This is a genomic window from Spirulina subsalsa PCC 9445 (assembly GCF_000314005.1).
GTDB classification, from domain to species: domain Bacteria; phylum Cyanobacteriota; class Cyanobacteriia; order Cyanobacteriales; family Spirulinaceae; genus Spirulina_A; species Spirulina_A subsalsa.
In genome coordinates this window covers 3,645,930-3,663,470 of record NZ_JH980292.1, presented here as the reverse complement: position 1 = coordinate 3,663,470, position 17,541 = coordinate 3,645,930, and the positions used below count along the sequence as shown (strand labels likewise).

Sequence of the window (17,541 nt, the reverse complement as noted above, 5' to 3'; positions counted from 1 at the left end):
TCAATCATTGAGCCACTGAGTTGTACAGTCATTTGAAAGCAGCCCATAAACAGCAGCGATGAAAGAAGAGTTAAGTATTCTCATACAAGCTCAATATCCCCTAATCTACCTCGTCACCCCCGAGGAAGAGAGAGCAGAGCAGGCGATCGCCAAAATCGCCCAACTGGGTAGCACCACCAACACAGCCGCCAACTCCGGCAACTCCTCTAGTTCTCAATACAGTCGGGTTTTTGTTTGGACTATGACTCGTGGCATGGTGGAGTACGGTCAGACTCGCCCTTCCCCCCAACACAACACTATCTCTCCCGAAGCCGCCATTCAATGGGTGATTCAGCAACGAGAACCCGGGCTATTTATTTTTAAAGATTTACACGACTTCATCGCCGATGCAGGAGTAAAACGGGCCTTACGGGATGCCATCTTAGCCGCCAAAGGTACAGAGAAAATTATGATTCTCATGTCCCCCGTGCAGCAAATTCCCATCGAACTAGAAAAAGATGTCGTAGTGCTAGACTTTCCCTTACCGGATATGTCAGAACTCAATCAAGTTCTGTCCCGCCAACTCGATAAAGTCAAAGGACGACGCATTACCACCGAAGTCCGGGAAAAACTCCTCAAAGCGGCATTAGGCTTGACCAAAGACGAGGCCGAGAAAGTGTATCGGAAAGCCTACGTTAAAGCCGGTCGCCTGACAGAAGAAGAAGTGGAAATTGTTCTGTCTGAGAAAAAGCAACTCATTCGGCGCAATGGCATTCTGGAGTATATCGAGGAAGACGAAACCATCGACGCGATTGGCGGCCTCGAAGAACTGAAGCGCTGGCTCAAACAACGGTCTAACGCCTTCACCGAACGAGCGAGAGAGTACGGGTTGCCCCAACCCAAAGGAATGTTAATCTTAGGCGTTCCGGGCTGTGGGAAATCCTTAATTGCTAAAACCACATCTCGCCTCTGGGGTTTACCCATCCTGCGCCTTGATATGGGTCGCGTCTATGATGGATCAATGGTGGGGCGTTCTGAAGCCAACTTGCGCAACGCCTTAAAAACCGCCGAATCCATCTCTCCCGCCATCCTGTTCATTGATGAACTCGACAAATCCTTTGCCGGGGGAACCGGGTCAGCCGATTCCGATGGCGGCACCTCTAGCCGGATTTTCGGTTCATTCCTCACCTGGATGCAGGAGAAAACCTCCCCCGTGTTCGTCATGGCCACCGCCAACCGCATCGAGCGTTTACCCGGTGAGTTCTTACGCAAAGGTCGGTTTGATGAAATTTTCTTTGTAGACTTGCCCACACCTGAAGAACGGCAAGCCATCTTTCAAATTCATTTAGGCAAGCGACGGGATGATATTTCCCGCTTTGACCTCGACCAGCTAGCCAAAATATCCGAAGGTTTTTCCGGTGCCGAGATTGAACAGGCGATTATTGCCGCAATGTATGAAGCCTTTGCCCAGGATCGGGAATTTACTCAACTGGACATCATTGCGACCATTAAGGCCACCCTTCCCTTATCTCGCACCATGACCGAGCAGGTCACAGCCCTACGAGATTGGGCGCGAACCCGCGCCAGACCTGCGGCGGCCTCCACGGCGGAATACCAACGCTTGGAGTTTTAACAGGCTTTCTTCTGTTCCTTAACCTTGGGGTGAGGGCAGAAGCAAAGGCTAGTCCGTCCTAGACTAGCAGCAAAAGAAAAACCGCCTTCTTGCTCAAATCAGGCGGAACTCAAAATCAACAACTGTCGTTTAATTCAAGAGGAAAATCCCATGTCTCATTTCAGCACCTTACGCACCAAAATCACCGATGTCGAAATCCTCAAAGCTTCTTTGCGTGACTTGGGGATCTCTGTGAAAACCGAGGCCGATGTTCGCGGCTACAATGGTCAGCGTGTGCGCGCCGACTTGGTTGCCGTTCTCGACGGTGAATATGATCTCGGTTGGTCGCACAATGCGGACGGTACTTTTGACCTGATTGCTGACCTTTGGGGTGTTGCTAAAAAACACAACCAAACTGAGTTGATCAACTCCATCAACCAAAAGTATGCGGTGAACAAAACCTTAGCGGAAGTGAAACAACGCGGTCTGCAAAATGCCAACGTGAAGTTGGTTGTTCAAAAGTAATTTTGGCGGCGCGTTCCAAAGCTCATGGGTTGACTGTTTACAGGTTAACCCTTTTTTCTCCCCAAGGGGGTGCGGGATTCCGTACCCCCTTGGGTCGTGTTGGTTGATTCTTGTGACCTACCCGACGCTTATTTCTGTCCAGTCTTGGCGCAGGCTTCCTGCATTTATACTAGAGGCAGGGGATCTATCAAGAACTTATACTGGATGAAGGGGGACTTGAGATTATGCGCGCCAAAACCGGAATTCAACGAAAAGAAGACCATTCCTCAAAACCGCCTCGTTATCGCTTTGGTCAGTCTTCTAGTGGGTTTACGCTTCAGAAAAAAGAGAAAAAAAACAACCCACTGACCATTCAAGCGCAAATGGAACAGGCCGAGCGGTTTGGCCATAGCTTAAGTCATTTGGGGGTACAAACCCAAGGAGAAAACGACGAGGCTCAAGATACGGTTGCCCCGGTGGAAGCACCAGAAAACACGGAGGAAACCGATGTAGCACCCCTGAGCTTAGAAGAACAAATTGAACGGGCGAAACAAACGGGCGGGGTTCCCATTCCCCCGGAAGCTTGGGATACTATTCCCTTGCAGGAGTTACTGGGGGTTTCAGATCCCAGTCAGATGTTGATTCATGATGATGCAGTGGCCTATGAACTGTGTGAACAGTTGAATGCTCGTGCGTTTACCAGTGGCCATCATATCTTTTTCGGGGCGGGAGAATATCAACCTGCCACTCCTGAAGGTCAGGAGTTAATTGTTCACGAGGCGGTTCATACGGTGCAACAGGGGGCTGTGGAAGGGGAATCAGCCCAAGAGGAGACGGAATCCCCTGCCCCTGTGCAGGCGTGGAATGATCCGGCCGGGGGGGACTTGGAAGAAAAGGCGGATCAAGCGGCGGAAGCGGTGCAAACTGGGGAGATTGGGGAAACGGCTAACTTGAGTGATCAGGATTTGCGCGATCGCGACATGAGCGAAGAAAACCTACAAGGGACGGACTTGAGGGATTCTGACCTGAAAAAATCCGATCTCGCAGAGTCCAATTTACAGGAAACTGATTTACAAGGGGCGGATTTATCAAACGTAGACTTAAGTGGCGTAAATTTAGCCGGAGCGAATTTAACCGGGGCTAATCTAACCGGAGCGAATTTAACCGGAGCGAATTTAACCGGAGCGAATTTAACTGGGGCTAATCTAGAAAAAGCGGTTCTTACTCAAGTTGTGGCCGATGAGGCCATTCTAGATGAAGCCATTTTTGACAAGGCCGAAATCATCGAGGCGAGTTTTGTTAAAGCAACGGGAGAAAAAGCCAGTTTAGAAAAAGCAGATTTAACGAAAACGACGTTTAAACTGGCTGAATTTAAGCGTTTTGATTGGGATAAAGCGGATTTAAGTGATGCCAATTTTAATAAAGCTAATCTGAAAAATTCTAGTCTGGTTCAAATTGATGGGAGTGATGCGATTTGGAAGGCGGCTAATTTAGAACGAACAATTCTCAAACGGGCGAATCTCACGGGGGGCAATTTCAATGATACTGACCTAGAAAAAGCCGATTTAAGTCGGGTAAATGCGAGTAAAGGTGATTTTAAAGAGGCGGTTTTAAAGTCGGGTAAATTGTTACGAGCGGATTTGTCGGGGGCCAATTTTGGGGAATCGGACTTAAGGGGGGCGGATTTATCCGGGGCTAATTTAGATGGTACGAATTTAGAGGGGGCAAAAACGGCACGGGCGAAGTTTTCTCAAGGGGCAGGTTGAGTTCAGATAAAATACTGATTAGGTGGGAAAAATAGAGCCATCCCTCTCATCTTTTCCCATCTCTAGAATTTTCTACTTTTTCTCCAGTCCAGTCAATGTTATTTTACTCAAATGAAAGCATCCGAAACAAAGCTACTCGCCTTCATTAAAAAATCCCCGCAGTTTGTTATCCCGATTTACCAGCGTACCTACTCATGGACAGAAAAAGAATGTCGGGAGTTGTGGAATGACATCCTGCGTACTGGCTCAAAGGATGAAATTACTTCTCACTTTTTTGGTTCTATTGTCTATATTGAAAAAGGACTTTATCACGTCTCTAGTCAGTCTCCCCTCCTTGTTATTGACGGACAACAACGCATTACCACTGTAACATTACTAATTGCAGCCTTGGCGAATGCCCTTGGGGAGTCTGAACCCGTGGAAGGGTTTTCCCCGCGCAAATTGCGAAACTATTATTTGCTTAATCCGGAAGAGGATGGAGAAAAACACTATAAGCTGATTCTGTCGCAAACTGACAAATCTTCATTGATTGCAATTCTTAACCGAGATCAACAGCCCAAAAACTATTCTATCCGTATCACACAAAATTTCAAGCTGTTTGAGTCCCTCATTAAGGAGTCTCAAAACAATTTGGAAATTGTCTGTAAAGGATTAGCAAAATTACTGGTTGTAGATGTTGCCCTGAACCGTGAACAGGACAATCCCCAACTTATTTTTGAGAGTATGAACTCCACGGGTCGTGAGTTAACTCAAGCAGACTTAATCCGTAATTACATTTTGATGGGACTTGAACCTGAACTTCAAACTAAGCTTTATGAGAGATATTGGCGACCGATGGAAGTTGAGTTTGGACAAGAAGCTTATGGAACACAATTCGACAGCTTTATGCGCCACTTTTTGACGGTAAAAACTGGTGCTATTCCTAATAAAAGTGCCGTGTATGAAGAGTTTAAAAAATATTCAATATCCCCACAAGTGGATCAAGCTGGTGTGGAGGCGTTGGTCAATGATATTCATACCTTTGCTCGGTACTACTGCGCGATGGCTTTGGGCTATGAGCAGAACCCAGAACTGAAACTAGCCTTTCAAGACTTGCGAGAATTAAAGGTAGATGTAGCTTATCCATTTCTCTTAGAGCTTTATCACGATTATGCGTCAGGTAAGTTCCCTAGAACAGATTTTTTGCAAGCCGTTAGACTGGTAGAATCTTATGTTTTTCGACGTGCAATTTGTGGTATTCCTACTAATTCAGTCAATAAAACTTTTGCAAACTTTACGAAATTCATCAAAAAAGATGAGTATCTCGAAACCATTAAGGCTCATTTTATGCGATTACCGTCCTATCGACGCTTCCCTAATGATGAGGAATTTAAGCGAGTGCTGCAAACTAAAGACCTTTACAATATTCGTGATCGCAGTTACTGGCTGCGACGTTTAGAAAATCACGATCGCAAAGAACGAGTAGCAGTAGATGAATACACCATTGAACATATTATGCCCCAGAATGCAAATCTTTCTCCCGCCTGGAGGGCTTCACTGGGTCTAGACTGGCAACGTATTCACAAAACTTACTTGCACACCCTAGGAAATCTAACGCTAACTGCATACAACTCAAGATATAGTGATAAATCCTTTCCTGAGAAGCGTGATATGGAAAAAGGCTTTAAAGAAAGTCCCCTGAAGTTGAATCAAGGGTTGGGACAGATTAAGCAGTGGGATGAAAATGCTATTTGCCAACGAGCAGACCGACTCTCTCAAATGGCACTGGATGTTTGGATTGCACCAAAATTAGAATCTGATGGTGCTTAATTTAACTTCCCTAATTAGGGCTTGTTTCAGTAGCTTTGGGGTAGGGTGTGTTAGGGTAAGTAACTGCTGATATACTAACTTCACCGATGGAATATGAGCGCAAACGTTCTAAAAGTTTGGGGTTTTTACGATTAATTGTATAGATACAAATATCCGTATCAAGCAAAATTTTCATACAATTTGCTCTCGTTCCATCGGTAGGGAGCGATCGCGCTCAATTTGCAAATCCTCTGGAAACTCCTGAAGGGCATCAAACATCACTTGCCAGGGGTCTTCTTTCGGCAGCAGGACAACCGCATTGCCCAATCGTTTAATCACCACTTCATCTCCAGAAAAGCGGTAACTCTTAGGCAAGCGCACCGCCTGACTATTGCCGCTCATAAACAGCTTTGCCGTGTCCATTGGTCACTCGGTATATACAGAAGGGATATACTATTATTTATAGCAAATATTCTGCTCGTCAAGCAATTCTGTATGGCAATCTATAAAATTAATTTAGATTTCCTAGTCCAGGCGATCGCTCCTAATTGCAGATACCCTATCCCCTAGACTCAGAAACCTTCTGTGAGAGTTTCTACATCCTCACAGAGATTTTGCTATAAACCCGGTTTCTCAGTTCCAATTACCATCAATCAAAACCCTCGTAGGTTGGTATGATAAAATTAATCAGGTCAAGCCATTTTAGGAAAGTTAAAGCTGTGACCACTAAACAACCTCGCTACAGTAAAGAGGAATTCGCTCGTCTTGGGGATGAAATTTATGAATTTAAGGTTCGCCCACAAGTAGAGGCAGGTAATGAGGGCAAGATTGTGGCGATTGATTTAGAAACTGGAGATTTTGAAGTCGATGCTAGTGAAATTGCCGCCTGCGATCGCCTTGAAGCTACTCACCCTGATGCTCAAATCTGGATTGTGCGAATCGGTTCGGGCTATGTCCGTCGCTTCGGTGGACTAAGCAAGAGAATTTGATGATTACTGGAATCGTTAATAGAGATTTTGAACCGATTATTCCCCATATTCACACCCTGCCAACTTATCACCAGACTCGGTGAATAGAATAGGCATCAAAAGCCGAATCGCGACTAATCAAAACCAAGCGATGATTCATGGCTTGTGCCACCAAAATCCGATCAAACGGATCGCGATGATGGAGGGGTAAGCTCAGGTAGAACTCGGTATCACCGAATGTAATGGGCAGAACGCCTATTTTTAGTTGTTGTAGCACTTCCTCTAATTCTGAGAATGATTTCTGTAACCTAAGTTTGCCTAAACCCAATTTAATTGAAATTTCCCATAAACTGGCAATACTTACCGAGAGATTGTTATTGGCATCTTCCAGAATTTCGGTGGTTCTATCACTTAAATTTTCACTGTTTTGCAAGTACCACAGTAAAGTATGGGTATCCAGTAGGCAATTCATCTTTACATATAATCCTTTAAATCTTCCAGAGGTTCATCAAAATCATCAGACATCCAGATTTGACCCTGCCAAATACCCAGTCCGCCTCGCTGGGGTGCTTTGGCGGTTTGAACAGCGTCTGCCGCATATCGGTTCACCAAAAATTCTGTATAGTCTAAAACTGACTGTTTTACAGATTCTGGGAGTTTTTCCACATTTTTTAAAATTGCATTTTCTATCATTTTTTTACTTGAAAATATGCCTCTCTATGAATCAATTAACTCTCATATCTGGCTTTCACAAAAGCCGGAATTTGATGGGGGTCAGTCCACACAGAGATTTTGCTATAAACCCGGTTTTTGAACACAGTTTTTTTGCTCTTGTAATGGTTCAGCTTGACTATCGATCGCCCCAATTAAGTCACCGATTTTTTCAGATAACGGTTCCGCTTCAGGCTGGGGTTTTTCAAGTTGAGATAAAATCCAATTTTCCGGAGTTAACCCTTGTTTTTGGGCGACTTATAGCAGGGTTTGATAAGTTTTTTCAGATAGAATCAGGGTATGTTCTGACATAATTTTACTCAGTTAACCTGCTCCGATTTTAACTCCAATTCTTATGAATGGCGCGGATACCATATCGTCTGAGACTCAGAAACCTTCTGTGAGAGTTTCTGCGTCCTCGCCAATATTTCAACTACAATTGAGCATTATCTATGATCAATGGACTGAAACTGACCCATTAACCAAGCCCCCACTTGGGACTGTTCTTGATTGCGACTCTGTTGTAGCGCTTGGTTTAGGGTGCCTATCTCTAGCCCCGGAAACACCAGAGAGACATCGATTCGCTGACTCCCGCGATCGCTCATTTGATAGGCCAAAACCTCCCCAGTTTCCACGTTCACAATCCAATATTCGGCAATCCCCACCTCTTCATACAATACTCGCTTAACGGTGCGGTCGTCCAATAGAGAGGATTTCGCCACATCCACCACCAAATCCGGCAGGGGATACTGTTCCAGATTCACAATGTCCGTGCCGCTAGGGATGGCAGTTGCCTTGTTGCCAACGTAATAGGCTAAATCTGGCTGAAATTCAACATAGCCCGCTTTGCGGAAAGAACAGTTGTCTAATTCTCTAAATGCGATCGCCTGCAAAATGCTGTACAAGTTAACAGCCAGAGAAATCACACTATGATCTTTACTGTGGTCAAAGCCTACGGGGAGTTGCATTTCTAATCGCATTCGCCCATCACTATAATAGCCTTTGGATTTAGCATGGGCGGGGTCATCCAAAGCACTTAGGTATTCATTCCAGGTCGCCGAAACCCAAGTATCACTAACGATTAAAGTAGAAAGTGGATTCATGCTCATCACCCCGGAGGCGAAATGGATATTTCCTCTAAGTTACTCGTCCTCTAGAACTTTGGCAACCTGTAGCATATTTTAATGATAGAGCAATTCTTGATAGTAAGCTTCGGTATCTTGAGGTAAAAATGTAGTAGGTTGTAAGGTTTGATCCTGAAGCTTAAAAGCCCGATTAATTTGGATTTGGCTCAAAAAGTCAAGATCATGGGAAATCACCCACATTGCGCCTTGATAGTCATTAATCGCTTGAATCATTTGCTCGACGGTTTCAATGTCTAGGTTGTTGGTGGGTTCATCGAGAATGAGTAAATCAAGCTCGGCAATGCTGATCATGGCGATCGCTAATCTAGCCAATTCTCCCCCACTTAACACCCCTGCGGACTTATACACCCCATCGTTAAAGAAGAGAAAATGACCCAACTGTTGCCGTAACAGTTGATAGGATAACTGGGGATTCGCCGCCTGCATATTCTCTAATATCGTTTGCTGACGATTGATGAACCCATAGTTCTGGTCGAGATAAACCACAGTCATGGCTGGGGCAAGTTGCAATTGCTCGGCCGTCACCATCCCGGCCGCATCCGGGGTAAACAGAGCTTTAATCAGGCTGGATTTGCCGGAACCATTGGGGCCAGCGAGGGCAACTCGATCCCCGGAAACCAGATGCAAGTGAAAATTCTGGATTAACAGGCGATCGCCCACAGTCAGGGAAGCGTTGTGAATCTCAAGCAGAGTCTTGCGTTTCAGGCTTTTTTCTTCCAGTTGAATATTCGTCGCTTTCCTCGTTTTAATCTTCGTCTGGGCCACCTTTTGCGCCGCTTGTTCAAGGGCGGCCTCGTTTTTTTCGGCGGCCTTGCCTGCGGTTGAAGAAGCCCGATTGGCAAAATAGCGTTTCGCCATCTTCCCCATACTACCACTCGCCGCTTTTTGTTCCCCCCGTTTCTGAGACTGTGCCGCTCGTTTTTGTTCAGCTAGGGCAGTGATTCTAGCGCGTTTTAAGGCTTTTTTGGCGACTTCGTGCGATCGCTGTGCAGCCGCTAAAGCCGTCCGTTTCTGTTCCCGATAAAAGGAATAATGGCCGCCATAAACATTCACCCCCAAAGGCGTTAATTCCCAAATCTTTGTCACCACCTGATCGAGAAAAAAGGGTTTATGGGAGACAATAATCAAAGCCCCCGCAAATTGATTCAAACTGACGCGCAGACTCTCCAACGTCAGTAAATCAAGGTGATTAGTCGGTTCATCCAACAGCAACACATCCGGCGCTTGAGCTAACCCCACAGTGAGAAAGAGTTTGGTTAATTCTCCCCCACTCAAGCGGTGCAGGGGTAAAGATAAATCTAAATGGGTGTTAAAGTGAGTCCTTAAAAGCTCATCAATTTGCCACCATTCCTCACACAGGGCGCTTAAGAACTGAAAAATGGGCTGTTCTGGCTCGATGTGGCGGAGGGTGCTAACTTGGGGCAAATAATACAGGGAGCCGCGACGTAGCACGGAACCCGTCGGGGATTGCACCTGTCCCGCTAATAGCTGCATGAGCGTAGACTTGCCGCTTCCGTTCCCTCCGACTAAGGCAATGCGATCGCCCTTTTCCACCGCCACATTCACACCAGAAAACAGGGTGCGGGTTTGCTCAACGGTATAGGCTAAATTCTCGCCCGATAAAACAACGGGATTGCTGATATTGCTCGTTTTTTCCATACTTCATCCTCTGGCTCATGACCTGCTTGTTGCGTGTTGCGGTGATATAGCTCAGAAGATGCTTCATGTTTTTAAGGGTATATAGTACAGAAACAAGGGAGAGGGCGAAATTTCAACCCGACTTTTAGACTATAACAAATCCCCTCACTATTCGACAAGTGGTTAGGTTAGGGAGCTATAGCGAGAATCATTCATCGCTGTTGGTTTATGAAACTTTAGATCCTAACAATTTTAAGCAAACGTTAGGTCATGATGAAATCATCTAATCCAAACTACCCGGAGGTCAGGATCATGTTAACCAATGATCATCAACAAGAATTAATGCTCAAGAAACTTGAGCAAGTTGTATCTGCTTTAATGGAAGAACGCCCTGTCTTTAAAGAGGCTCTCGATTATGGAGAAACCCTACAAGATTTGTTAGATGCTTTTCAAAGAAATTTATCTTTTGAAGAATTTAATGCCTTGTCAGATGAGCAATTAAAAAAACATAGTCGCGGCATAATGGCACTAAGACTTCTGGGAGCGATTGGTGATTCTTTTACTCCCGAACAGATGGCAATTTTTGAAGATGCAGTTAGACGTAAATAAGAGATTTATGGGTTATTTATTAGATACTAATATTGTCTCTTTAGCGGCTAGAAAAAATAGTAAAATCCTGCAAAAAATTGACGGTATTAACCTGCGAAAGAAAACCATATTTATTAGCTGTATCACCTATTTTGAAGTGAGGCGAGGTTTTTTGGCGGTTGATTCACCCAGACAAAGGACAGAATTTGAGGAATTTTGTCAAGTTTATCCAATACTTTTCTTAGATGATTTGGCAATTTTATAAAAAGCTGCCGAAATTCACGCGAATCTGAGATTAAGGGGTTTACTTATTCAAACTGAAGACATTTTAATTGCAGCCACTGGGAATGACAAGCAGCTTAGGGAGTTAGAAAGCCTTGTGACGCACTCCCGACGCTGATGCTGCCCAGACAACACCGAATATAGGTACACTAACGGGTTGAACCAAAAATCTCCATCTCGGCAGAAGCCGAGAGTGTCAAGGGTTCAAGCCACTTGCTTTACCTGCATTTCACTCCGGAGAAGCATAGCGAGAATAGGGGGTAACTCCTGACTCATCGCAGATTTGACCACATAGGCATTAGCTCCTTTTTTCAGCCCCCACATCCGATCAAACTCTGTGTTTCGATTAGAACAGAACACCACCGGAACTTGATTCCAATGGGGGTGATTTCTTAACCAAGTGCAAAATTGATAACCATTTAAGGAAGGGACAATGGTATCGGTAATAACTAAGTCCGGCAAATATTCGGCAAATTTGACTTGTGCTTCTAAGCCATCCTCTGCTTCCACTACGCTAAAGTTGAAGGATTGTAATACACTAGCCAGCTTTTGCCGGAAACAAGGAGATTGATCAATAATTAGAACTTGATTCATAAGAACCCATTCACATCGCTTAGACGTTTAGATGATTGGAGGAGAGAGGCGTTCGACGCTGATTTTCGCAAGACAAGGCATTTATAGGCATTATTAAACTCGATTAGAGGTCATACAACTGTGATGCAGTCAACCTTCACTTTGTGATCTATCCGTGTTTTTACTGTGATCTTGATCAGTGTTAAGATTTATATCTCGGGGACAACTGCCATAAGGCTTAATTTTTCCAACTAACAACGGGACAAATACGATCGGGAATCATGGGAACATTATTAAAAATGGCAGAGAAATAGTATGACAATATTGAGCGCTGAAAAAATTTTATTTACCCCCGCATCTGTGGAAAGCGATGGGATTCCAGTTATTTTTGCCTTTCCCAATGAATATAGTGTGGGAATTACCAGTTTAGGCTATCAGGTGGTTTGGTCTACCTTGGCTCTCCGTTCTGATGTTGAAGTAAGTCGTTTATTTACGGATATTCAAGAAACATTACCCCGGGAAGCAGAATTATTAGGTTTCTCCCTCTCTTGGGAACTGGATTATATGAATATTTTAAATTTATTGGAATCCCTCGATATTCCGACTCATAGCGAGGAACGAGGAGAACACCATCCTCTGGTGTTTGGAGGAGGACCGGTTTTAACGGCTAATCCAGAACCGTTTGCCGCATTTTTTGATGTCATTTTATTGGGGGATGGAGAGGATTTATTAGACCAGTTTATTGATACCTATAAAGTCTTGAGAAATGCCCCTCGTCAGGAGAAGTTGCGCGTTCTGGCACAAGTTCCGGGGGTTTATATTCCCAGTTTATATGAGGTGATTTATCAAGACATAACATCTGGAATTGAAGAAATTAAGCCTAAAATTACAGAGATTCCTAGCATGATCCAAAAACAAACCTATCGTGGCAATATGTTATCCGCTTCTACGGTGGTGACAGAAAAGGCCGCATGGGAAAGCATCTATATGGTGGAAGTGGTGCGTAGTTGCCCGGAAATGTGCCGTTTTTGTTTGGCGAGTTATTTAACGTTACCCTTTAGAACTCCCAGCGTTGAAGGGTCTTTAATTCCAGCGATTGAACGAGGATTAAAGGTAACAAATCGTCTGGGTTTGTTGGGGGCATCGGTAACGCAACATCCAGAGTTTGAAGCCCTTTTAGATTATATTAATCAACCGAAATATGAAGATGTGCGTCTCAGTATTTCTTCGGTGCGTACAAATACGGTGACGGAAAAACTGGCGCAAATTTTGAGTCAACATGATAGTCGTTCGATTACTATTGCCGTGGAAAGTGGTTCAGAACGAGTGCGGCAAATTATTAATAAAAAATTAGCCAATGAGGAGATATTACAAGCGGCCGAGAATGCAAAAGCGGGGGGATTAAAAGCGCTCAAACTTTATGGAATGGTGGGAATTCCGGGGGAAACGGAGGAGGATATTGAGGCAACGGTGCAGATGTTGAAGGAGATTAAACGGGGGGTGCCGGGGTTGCGTTTAACGTTGGGTTGTAGTACCTTCGTGCCTAAGTCTCATACGCCGTTTCAGTGGTTGGGGGTGAATGGTGAGAGTAAGAAGCGGTTACAGTATTTACAGAAACAATTGCGATCGCACGGGATTGATTTCCGTCCCGAAAGCTATAATTGGTCAGTAATTCAAGCCTTAATTTCCCGAGGCGATCGCCGAATCACCCCCCTATTAGAATTAACCCGTCACTATGGCGACTCTTTAGGCAGTTATAAACGAGCGTTTAAAGAACTCAAAGGACAACTCCCCCCCTTAGACTTTTACGTTCATCAAAACTGGGACACCCAGCAAGTCTTGCCTTGGCAACACCTCGCTGGGCCTCTCCCTCAGTCCACCTTGATTAAGCATCTTCAAGAGTCGATGAGTTGATAATTGATAATTGATAATTGATGATCAATTTACCTAAACATCGCCGCGAATTTCTTCCACGACACCATCCCGCACCAAAATTTCTACATTGAGTTTGCGCACGAGATTATCCCCCACTTGGACATTGAAAAAGCTTTCCATCTGTCCTTGATGTACCTCTTGTTCCAACTCCAGCGCAGACAGTTGATCCAATTGTTGGAGTAACTGATTTTTGCGCTGCTGAAACTCATTTTTCTTTTGATTCACTTGGTTCTGAATCGCCTCAATTTGTTGGAGGGCTTGGGGATTTGTCAACGTAATCCCCTGTTTTTGAATTTCTGAAATCGCCCGTTGTCCCTGCATATCAATCTCTTGTAGTTGGCGATCCAGTTGGCTTGTTTGGGCTTGTAGCTGCTGCTGCATTTCCTCCTTCCAACGAGGAGTCACAACCACCTTGAGGTTAATCGGACGTTTTAACATTAATTGCGGTTTGTTTTCATCCATCAATCTTGTTTCCTTACTCTGCTCGTTGTAGGTTCGTCGTCGAAAATGGGAAGCGATCGCCCATCAACTCCGTTCAAACATCCCGTCGATCATATCGCGATACTGTTCCGCGATCACAGGACGACGCATTTTTAACGTTTGGGTCAATTGACCATTTTCCATGGTGAACGGTTGGGGAATCAAACGGAACACCCCAACCCGATCATCAAGTCGGTAGCCCGGACGCTCTTTCACCCGTTGATTGAGTTCTTGTCGGAACAAGTCCATAATTTTCGGATGATCTAGGTCTTGTCGTGCAGAATCCCCCGGCTGGGGTAAGGTCAAACCTAACCCCTCTTCCGTGACCCACTTTTGCAGTGCGTCAAAATTCGGTACAATCAACGCCCCCAGCATTTTTTGATCCTGTCCAACCAACATCATCTGATCAATATAAGGGCTGCAAATACAAGCATCCTCAATGGGTTGGGGTTCGATATTTTCCCCATTACTCAAAACAATGGTATCTTTTGCCCGTCCGGTCAAAACCAGTTGATTTCCGTGAGTAATCATACCCAAATCCCCACTATCAAACCAGCCCTCGGGATCAATCGCCTTCGCCGTCGCTTCAGGATTTTTATAATATCCCCTCATCACTTGCGGCCCGCGAATCAAAACCAGTCCTTGAGTTTGGTTGGGTAGAGTTTGGCGTGTTGTGGGGTCTACAATGCGGATTTCCGTGTAAGGCACAGGTAGACCCGAAGAACCGCGTAAATTGTTCTGAGGACGGCGCACCGTAGCAATAGGCGAGGTTTCCGTTAGACCATAGCCCACCAAGATGGGAATATCGAGCAGTTCAAAAAAGGCATCAATATGACGGGCTAAAGATCCACCCCCACTAATAAACGCCTTCACACAGCCCCCTGTAGCCGCCCGAATCTTGGTGTAGACGATTTTATGACCTAACAGATGTAAGGGCGTTAAACTGAGGGCTTTTAGCCGTGCTAGGAAGCGTTCTGAACTGCTGGGGTTTGGATGTTCGAGGCTCATATTTTGGGCAATCCGTCGCGCTTGTACATAGCTTTGGGATACCCCCAGGAAAAAGTGAATCAAGCGTTGTTTACTGGCGGGTTGTTCCCGGAACGACTTCTGAACCCCCTCATAAATCGACTCCCAGAGACGGGGAACCCCCACCATAAAATGGGGCTTAAACTGGGTGATATCCTTCTTAAACGTGCGAATGCTGGTGTAGATTTGGGTGCAAGCCCGAGAGAGCAAAAAGTACTCTACACTGCGCTCATAGGAATGCCAACTGGGGAGAATGCTTAAAGCGCGATCGCCCGGTTGCGGTTCAATCACCGTCGCCGCCCCATTCACCTGATGTAAGAAATTCCCATGAGTTAACATCACCCCCTTCGGTCGTCCCGTCGTCCCCGACGTATAAATCAACGTCGCCAACATATCCAGCGTTTGGGTCGCAGGTTTTAAAGTCGTTTCTTCCCCCAGCACCAAACACTGAGCAAAATTGACAATCTTAAAGGGACTCTCGGCCGGAGGCGTTTCATCGGACAACAAAACCACAAACTGCACAGGCAAATCCGCCAAGTCCGGCTGTAACTTCCGTAAAGTGGCTAAATCTTGCACCACCAAACTGGTGCTATCACTATGCTCAAAAATGTACAGTAACTCTTGCCGTTCCGCCTGAGACGAGCGCACCGCATCAGCCGCCCCCACCAACAGAATCCCCTGATCCGCAATAAACCACCGGGGACTATTATCCGCAAACAAAGCCACCTTATCATGGGGTTTCACCCCCAACCCTTGCAGCCCCGCCGCAAACTGCTTAATTTTTTCATAGAGTTGGGCATAGGTTAAAATCACCTCCGGTTTACTGTGGGGGTCATGGAGGGCAATAATTTCACCATAATTTTCCACCAAAATTGGCCACAGTTCACTCAACCCTTGTAACCTTGAATAGTCCAAAGAAGCAGAACCATTGCGTAGTGCATTATTCATAGGATTTAAACCTCACTGAGAGTTGCAGTTTAGAATGGGAATTTTTTACAATAGGCTCTCCAGAAACCCGGGCAGCCATTGACTTTTTAAGTCTATCCTCTGTTGAGAACTCTTTTTTCCCCAGTGGACAGAAAGTCAACTATCCCACCCACAACGGGATGGGGACTAGGCAAGAGAGAATAGGGACTTAGTAGGGCTTGCTGAATAAGTCCGAGAGTCGGGGGCAGGGGAGCAGGGGAGAGGTAATAGGTAATAGGCAACCTTAAAATGTTTCCGAATCCCCCCATAAGTAGATTTTCTCCCCTCCCCCCACCAGAGAGGGAAACATTGAACGATATACTAAAGACTGATTCGCTGATAACAAACTGAAATAACCTGTTTTGGCTGGTTTAGGCATCATATCCCCCCTTACCCAGCCCACAATGCCCTTAAAGTGACTCAAAATCGATGAATTCAGGAATTGACCTACAAGGAAGTTTTATACAATCCCTCCAACAACTGGGAATTCCCCCAGAAATTGCCAAAGTCTTCTGGCTCCCCCTGCCCATGATATTAATGGTCATTGGGGCAGTGGTTGGAGTCCTCGTGAGCGTCTGGCTAGAACGGAAAATTTCCGCCGCCGCCCAGCAACGTATTGGTCCAGAATATGCCGGACCCCTCGGCGTACTACAACCCGTTGCCGACGGTCTGAAACTGGTCTTCAAAGAAGATATTGTTCCCGCCCAAGCCGACAGTTGGCTGTTCACCTTGGGTCCCGTCTTGGTCGTAATCCCCGTGATTTTGTCCTTCCTCATTGTGCCGTTTGGACAAAACCTCCTGATTACCGACCTCAACGTAGGGATTTTTCTCTGGATTTCCCTCTCCAGTATTGCCCCCATCGGCTTGTTAATGTCGGGCTATGCCTCCAACAATAAATACTCCCTCTTAGGGGGATTGCGCGCCGCCGCCCAATCCATTAGTTATGAAATCCCCCTCGCCTTGGCCGTCTTAGCCGTCGCCATGATGTCCAACAGCTTAAGCACCATTGACATCGTGCAGCAACAGTCCGGCTACGGGATTTTAGGCTGGAATGTCTGGCGGCAACCCGTCGGTTTCCTAATTTTCTGGATTGCAGCCCTCGCCGAATGTGAACGCTTACCCTTTGACTTACCAGAAGCCGAAGAGGAATTAGTCGCCGGGTATCAAACGGAATACGCCGGAATGCGCTTCGCCCTCTTCTATGTAGGGTCTTATATTAACCTCGTGTTATCCGCCCTGATTGTCTCTATTCTGTACCTCGGCGGTTGGGAATTCCCCATTCCCCTAGACTCCCTCGCCGGCTGGTTAGGCATTAGTGAAACAACCCCTTGGTTACAAGTGGTGACGGCCTCCTTGGGCATCATTATGACGGTTCTCAAGGCTTATTTTCTGGTCTTTATCGCCGTTTTACTCCGTTGGACACTGCCCCGCGTCCGTATTGACCAACTCTTAAACCTGGGCTGGAAGTTTTTACTCCCCGTGGCCTTAGTGAATTTACTCCTAACGGCCGGCCTGAAACTGGCTTTCCCCATCGCCTTCGGGGGCTAAAATGAGGCATAAGTCCTTAAAATTTGCAAAAT

Annotated in this window: 16 protein-coding genes and 1 pseudogene; 9 read left to right on the top strand and 8 right to left on the bottom strand. The window is 45.7% G+C overall.

Going from position 1 to position 17,541, the window contains the following annotated elements; genetic code table 11:
- Positions 1 to 58 precede the first annotated feature (58 nt).
- From ycf46 to SPI9445_RS0116705, 4 genes are all read left to right on the top strand, one after another.
- Positions 59 to 1,612, top strand: coding sequence for a stress-responsive protein Ycf46 (gene ycf46 / locus SPI9445_RS0116720; RefSeq protein WP_017305923.1), 1,554 nt, complete (start codon positions 59 to 61; stop codon positions 1,610 to 1,612).
- 150 nt (positions 1,613 to 1,762) lie between these two features.
- Positions 1,763 to 2,116 (top strand): DUF1257 domain-containing protein, encoded by a 354-nt coding sequence (locus tag SPI9445_RS0116715; protein WP_017305922.1) that lies wholly within the window; start codon positions 1,763 to 1,765, stop codon positions 2,114 to 2,116.
- Between the two features lie 224 nt (positions 2,117 to 2,340).
- Positions 2,341 to 3,861, top strand: coding sequence for a pentapeptide repeat-containing protein (locus SPI9445_RS27730; RefSeq protein ID WP_017305921.1), 1,521 nt, complete (start codon positions 2,341 to 2,343; stop codon positions 3,859 to 3,861).
- 111 nt (positions 3,862 to 3,972) lie between these two features.
- On the top strand, positions 3,973 to 5,670 hold the full coding sequence (locus SPI9445_RS0116705; RefSeq protein WP_017305920.1) for a DUF262 domain-containing protein: 1,698 nt from the start codon (positions 3,973 to 3,975) through the stop codon (positions 5,668 to 5,670).
- Positions 5,671 to 5,841: 171 nt separating this feature from the next.
- Here SPI9445_RS0116705 and vapB (SPI9445_RS0116700) read toward each other — a convergent pair whose 3' ends face one another.
- A complete protein-coding gene (vapB, locus tag SPI9445_RS0116700) occupies positions 5,842 to 6,072 on the bottom strand; it encodes a type II toxin-antitoxin system antitoxin VapB (protein ID WP_026079868.1) in 231 nt (76 codons plus the stop codon).
- A gap of 296 nt (positions 6,073 to 6,368) precedes the next feature.
- Between vapB (SPI9445_RS0116700) and SPI9445_RS0116695 the strand changes: the two genes are divergently transcribed.
- Positions 6,369 to 6,638 (top strand): hypothetical protein, encoded by a 270-nt coding sequence (locus SPI9445_RS0116695; RefSeq protein WP_006668949.1) that lies wholly within the window; start codon positions 6,369 to 6,371, stop codon positions 6,636 to 6,638.
- A 67-nt stretch (positions 6,639 to 6,705) separates the two neighbouring features.
- On the opposite strand, the gene SPI9445_RS0116690 is transcribed toward SPI9445_RS0116695, so the two are convergent.
- From SPI9445_RS0116690 to abc-f, 4 genes are all read right to left on the bottom strand, one after another.
- Positions 6,706 to 7,089: a type II toxin-antitoxin system VapC family toxin gene (locus SPI9445_RS0116690; protein ID WP_017305918.1), complete on the bottom strand. Its 384-nt coding sequence runs from the start codon at positions 7,087 to 7,089 to the stop codon at positions 6,706 to 6,708.
- A gap of 2 nt (positions 7,090 to 7,091) precedes the next feature.
- Positions 7,092 to 7,310 carry a type II toxin-antitoxin system VapB family antitoxin gene (gene vapB, locus SPI9445_RS0116685; RefSeq protein ID WP_006622770.1) on the bottom strand — a complete coding sequence of 73 codons (219 nt, stop codon included), beginning with the start codon at positions 7,308 to 7,310 and terminating at the stop codon, positions 7,092 to 7,094.
- Positions 7,311 to 7,774: 464 nt separating this feature from the next.
- The gene (locus tag SPI9445_RS0116675) at positions 7,775 to 8,431 is read right to left on the bottom strand and encodes a Uma2 family endonuclease (RefSeq protein WP_017305916.1); all 657 of its coding nucleotides are present in this window, start codon (positions 8,429 to 8,431) and stop codon (positions 7,775 to 7,777) included.
- 78 nt (positions 8,432 to 8,509) lie between these two features.
- Positions 8,510 to 10,132 carry a ribosomal protection-like ABC-F family protein gene (gene abc-f, locus SPI9445_RS28745; RefSeq protein WP_017305915.1) on the bottom strand — a complete coding sequence of 541 codons (1,623 nt, stop codon included), beginning with the start codon at positions 10,130 to 10,132 and terminating at the stop codon, positions 8,510 to 8,512.
- A gap of 291 nt (positions 10,133 to 10,423) precedes the next feature.
- Between abc-f and SPI9445_RS0116665 the strand changes: the two genes are divergently transcribed.
- Positions 10,424 to 10,720: a hypothetical protein gene (locus SPI9445_RS0116665; protein ID WP_017305914.1), complete on the top strand. Its 297-nt coding sequence runs from the start codon at positions 10,424 to 10,426 to the stop codon at positions 10,718 to 10,720.
- A gap of 7 nt (positions 10,721 to 10,727) precedes the next feature.
- Positions 10,728 to 11,099 (top strand): annotated as a pseudogene (locus SPI9445_RS32190) (PIN domain-containing protein).
- 86 nt (positions 11,100 to 11,185) lie between these two features.
- Here the strand turns inward: SPI9445_RS32190 and SPI9445_RS0116655 are convergent.
- A complete protein-coding gene (locus tag SPI9445_RS0116655; RefSeq protein WP_017305912.1) occupies positions 11,186 to 11,575 on the bottom strand; it encodes a response regulator in 390 nt (129 codons plus the stop codon).
- Between the two features lie 294 nt (positions 11,576 to 11,869).
- On the opposite strand from SPI9445_RS0116655, the gene SPI9445_RS0116650 reads away from it, so the two are divergent.
- The gene (locus SPI9445_RS0116650) at positions 11,870 to 13,468 is read left to right on the top strand and encodes a B12-binding domain-containing radical SAM protein (RefSeq protein WP_017305911.1); all 1,599 of its coding nucleotides are present in this window, start codon (positions 11,870 to 11,872) and stop codon (positions 13,466 to 13,468) included.
- Positions 13,469 to 13,501: 33 nt separating this feature from the next.
- On the opposite strand, the gene SPI9445_RS0116645 is transcribed toward SPI9445_RS0116650, so the two are convergent.
- Together SPI9445_RS0116645 and SPI9445_RS0116640 are read right to left on the bottom strand one after the other, a co-directional pair.
- On the bottom strand, positions 13,502 to 13,951 hold the full coding sequence (locus tag SPI9445_RS0116645) for a YlqD family protein (protein ID WP_017305910.1): 450 nt from the start codon (positions 13,949 to 13,951) through the stop codon (positions 13,502 to 13,504).
- Between the two features lie 63 nt (positions 13,952 to 14,014).
- The gene (locus SPI9445_RS0116640; protein WP_017305909.1) at positions 14,015 to 15,943 is read right to left on the bottom strand and encodes an AMP-dependent synthetase/ligase; all 1,929 of its coding nucleotides are present in this window, start codon (positions 15,941 to 15,943) and stop codon (positions 14,015 to 14,017) included.
- Positions 15,944 to 16,390: 447 nt separating this feature from the next.
- On the opposite strand from SPI9445_RS0116640, the gene nuoH reads away from it, so the two are divergent.
- Entirely contained in the window at positions 16,391 to 17,509 is a 1,119-nt protein-coding gene (gene nuoH, locus SPI9445_RS0116630) for an NADH-quinone oxidoreductase subunit NuoH (RefSeq protein ID WP_017305907.1), read from the top strand.
- The last annotated feature ends 32 nt before the right edge of the window (positions 17,510 to 17,541 follow it).

Bases quoted from the DNA above. Each gene is read 5' to 3' on its own strand.
- ycf46 (WP_017305923.1), top strand. From the start codon at position 59: ATGAAAGAAGAGTTAAGTATTCTCATACAAGCTCAATATCCCCTAATC.
- SPI9445_RS0116715 (WP_017305922.1), top strand. From the start codon at position 1,763: ATGTCTCATTTCAGCACCTTACGCACCAAAATCACCGATGTCGAAATC.
- SPI9445_RS27730 (WP_017305921.1), top strand. From the start codon at position 2,341: ATGCGCGCCAAAACCGGAATTCAACGAAAAGAAGACCATTCCTCAAAA.
- SPI9445_RS0116705 (WP_017305920.1), top strand. From the start codon at position 3,973: ATGAAAGCATCCGAAACAAAGCTACTCGCCTTCATTAAAAAATCCCCG.
- vapB (WP_026079868.1), bottom strand. From the start codon at position 6,072: ATGGACACGGCAAAGCTGTTTATGAGCGGCAATAGTCAGGCGGTGCGC.
- SPI9445_RS0116690 (WP_017305918.1), bottom strand. From the start codon at position 7,089: ATGAATTGCCTACTGGATACCCATACTTTACTGTGGTACTTGCAAAAC.
- vapB (WP_006622770.1), bottom strand. From the start codon at position 7,310: ATGATAGAAAATGCAATTTTAAAAAATGTGGAAAAACTCCCAGAATCT.
- SPI9445_RS0116675 (WP_017305916.1), bottom strand. From the start codon at position 8,431: ATGAATCCACTTTCTACTTTAATCGTTAGTGATACTTGGGTTTCGGCG.
- abc-f (WP_017305915.1), bottom strand. From the start codon at position 10,132: ATGGAAAAAACGAGCAATATCAGCAATCCCGTTGTTTTATCGGGCGAG.
- SPI9445_RS0116665 (WP_017305914.1), top strand. From the start codon at position 10,424: ATGTTAACCAATGATCATCAACAAGAATTAATGCTCAAGAAACTTGAG.
- SPI9445_RS0116655 (WP_017305912.1), bottom strand. From the start codon at position 11,575: ATGAATCAAGTTCTAATTATTGATCAATCTCCTTGTTTCCGGCAAAAG.
- SPI9445_RS0116650 (WP_017305911.1), top strand. From the start codon at position 11,870: ATGACAATATTGAGCGCTGAAAAAATTTTATTTACCCCCGCATCTGTG.
- SPI9445_RS0116645 (WP_017305910.1), bottom strand. From the start codon at position 13,951: ATGGATGAAAACAAACCGCAATTAATGTTAAAACGTCCGATTAACCTC.
- SPI9445_RS0116640 (WP_017305909.1), bottom strand. From the start codon at position 15,943: ATGAATAATGCACTACGCAATGGTTCTGCTTCTTTGGACTATTCAAGG.
- nuoH (WP_017305907.1), top strand. From the start codon at position 16,391: ATGAATTCAGGAATTGACCTACAAGGAAGTTTTATACAATCCCTCCAA.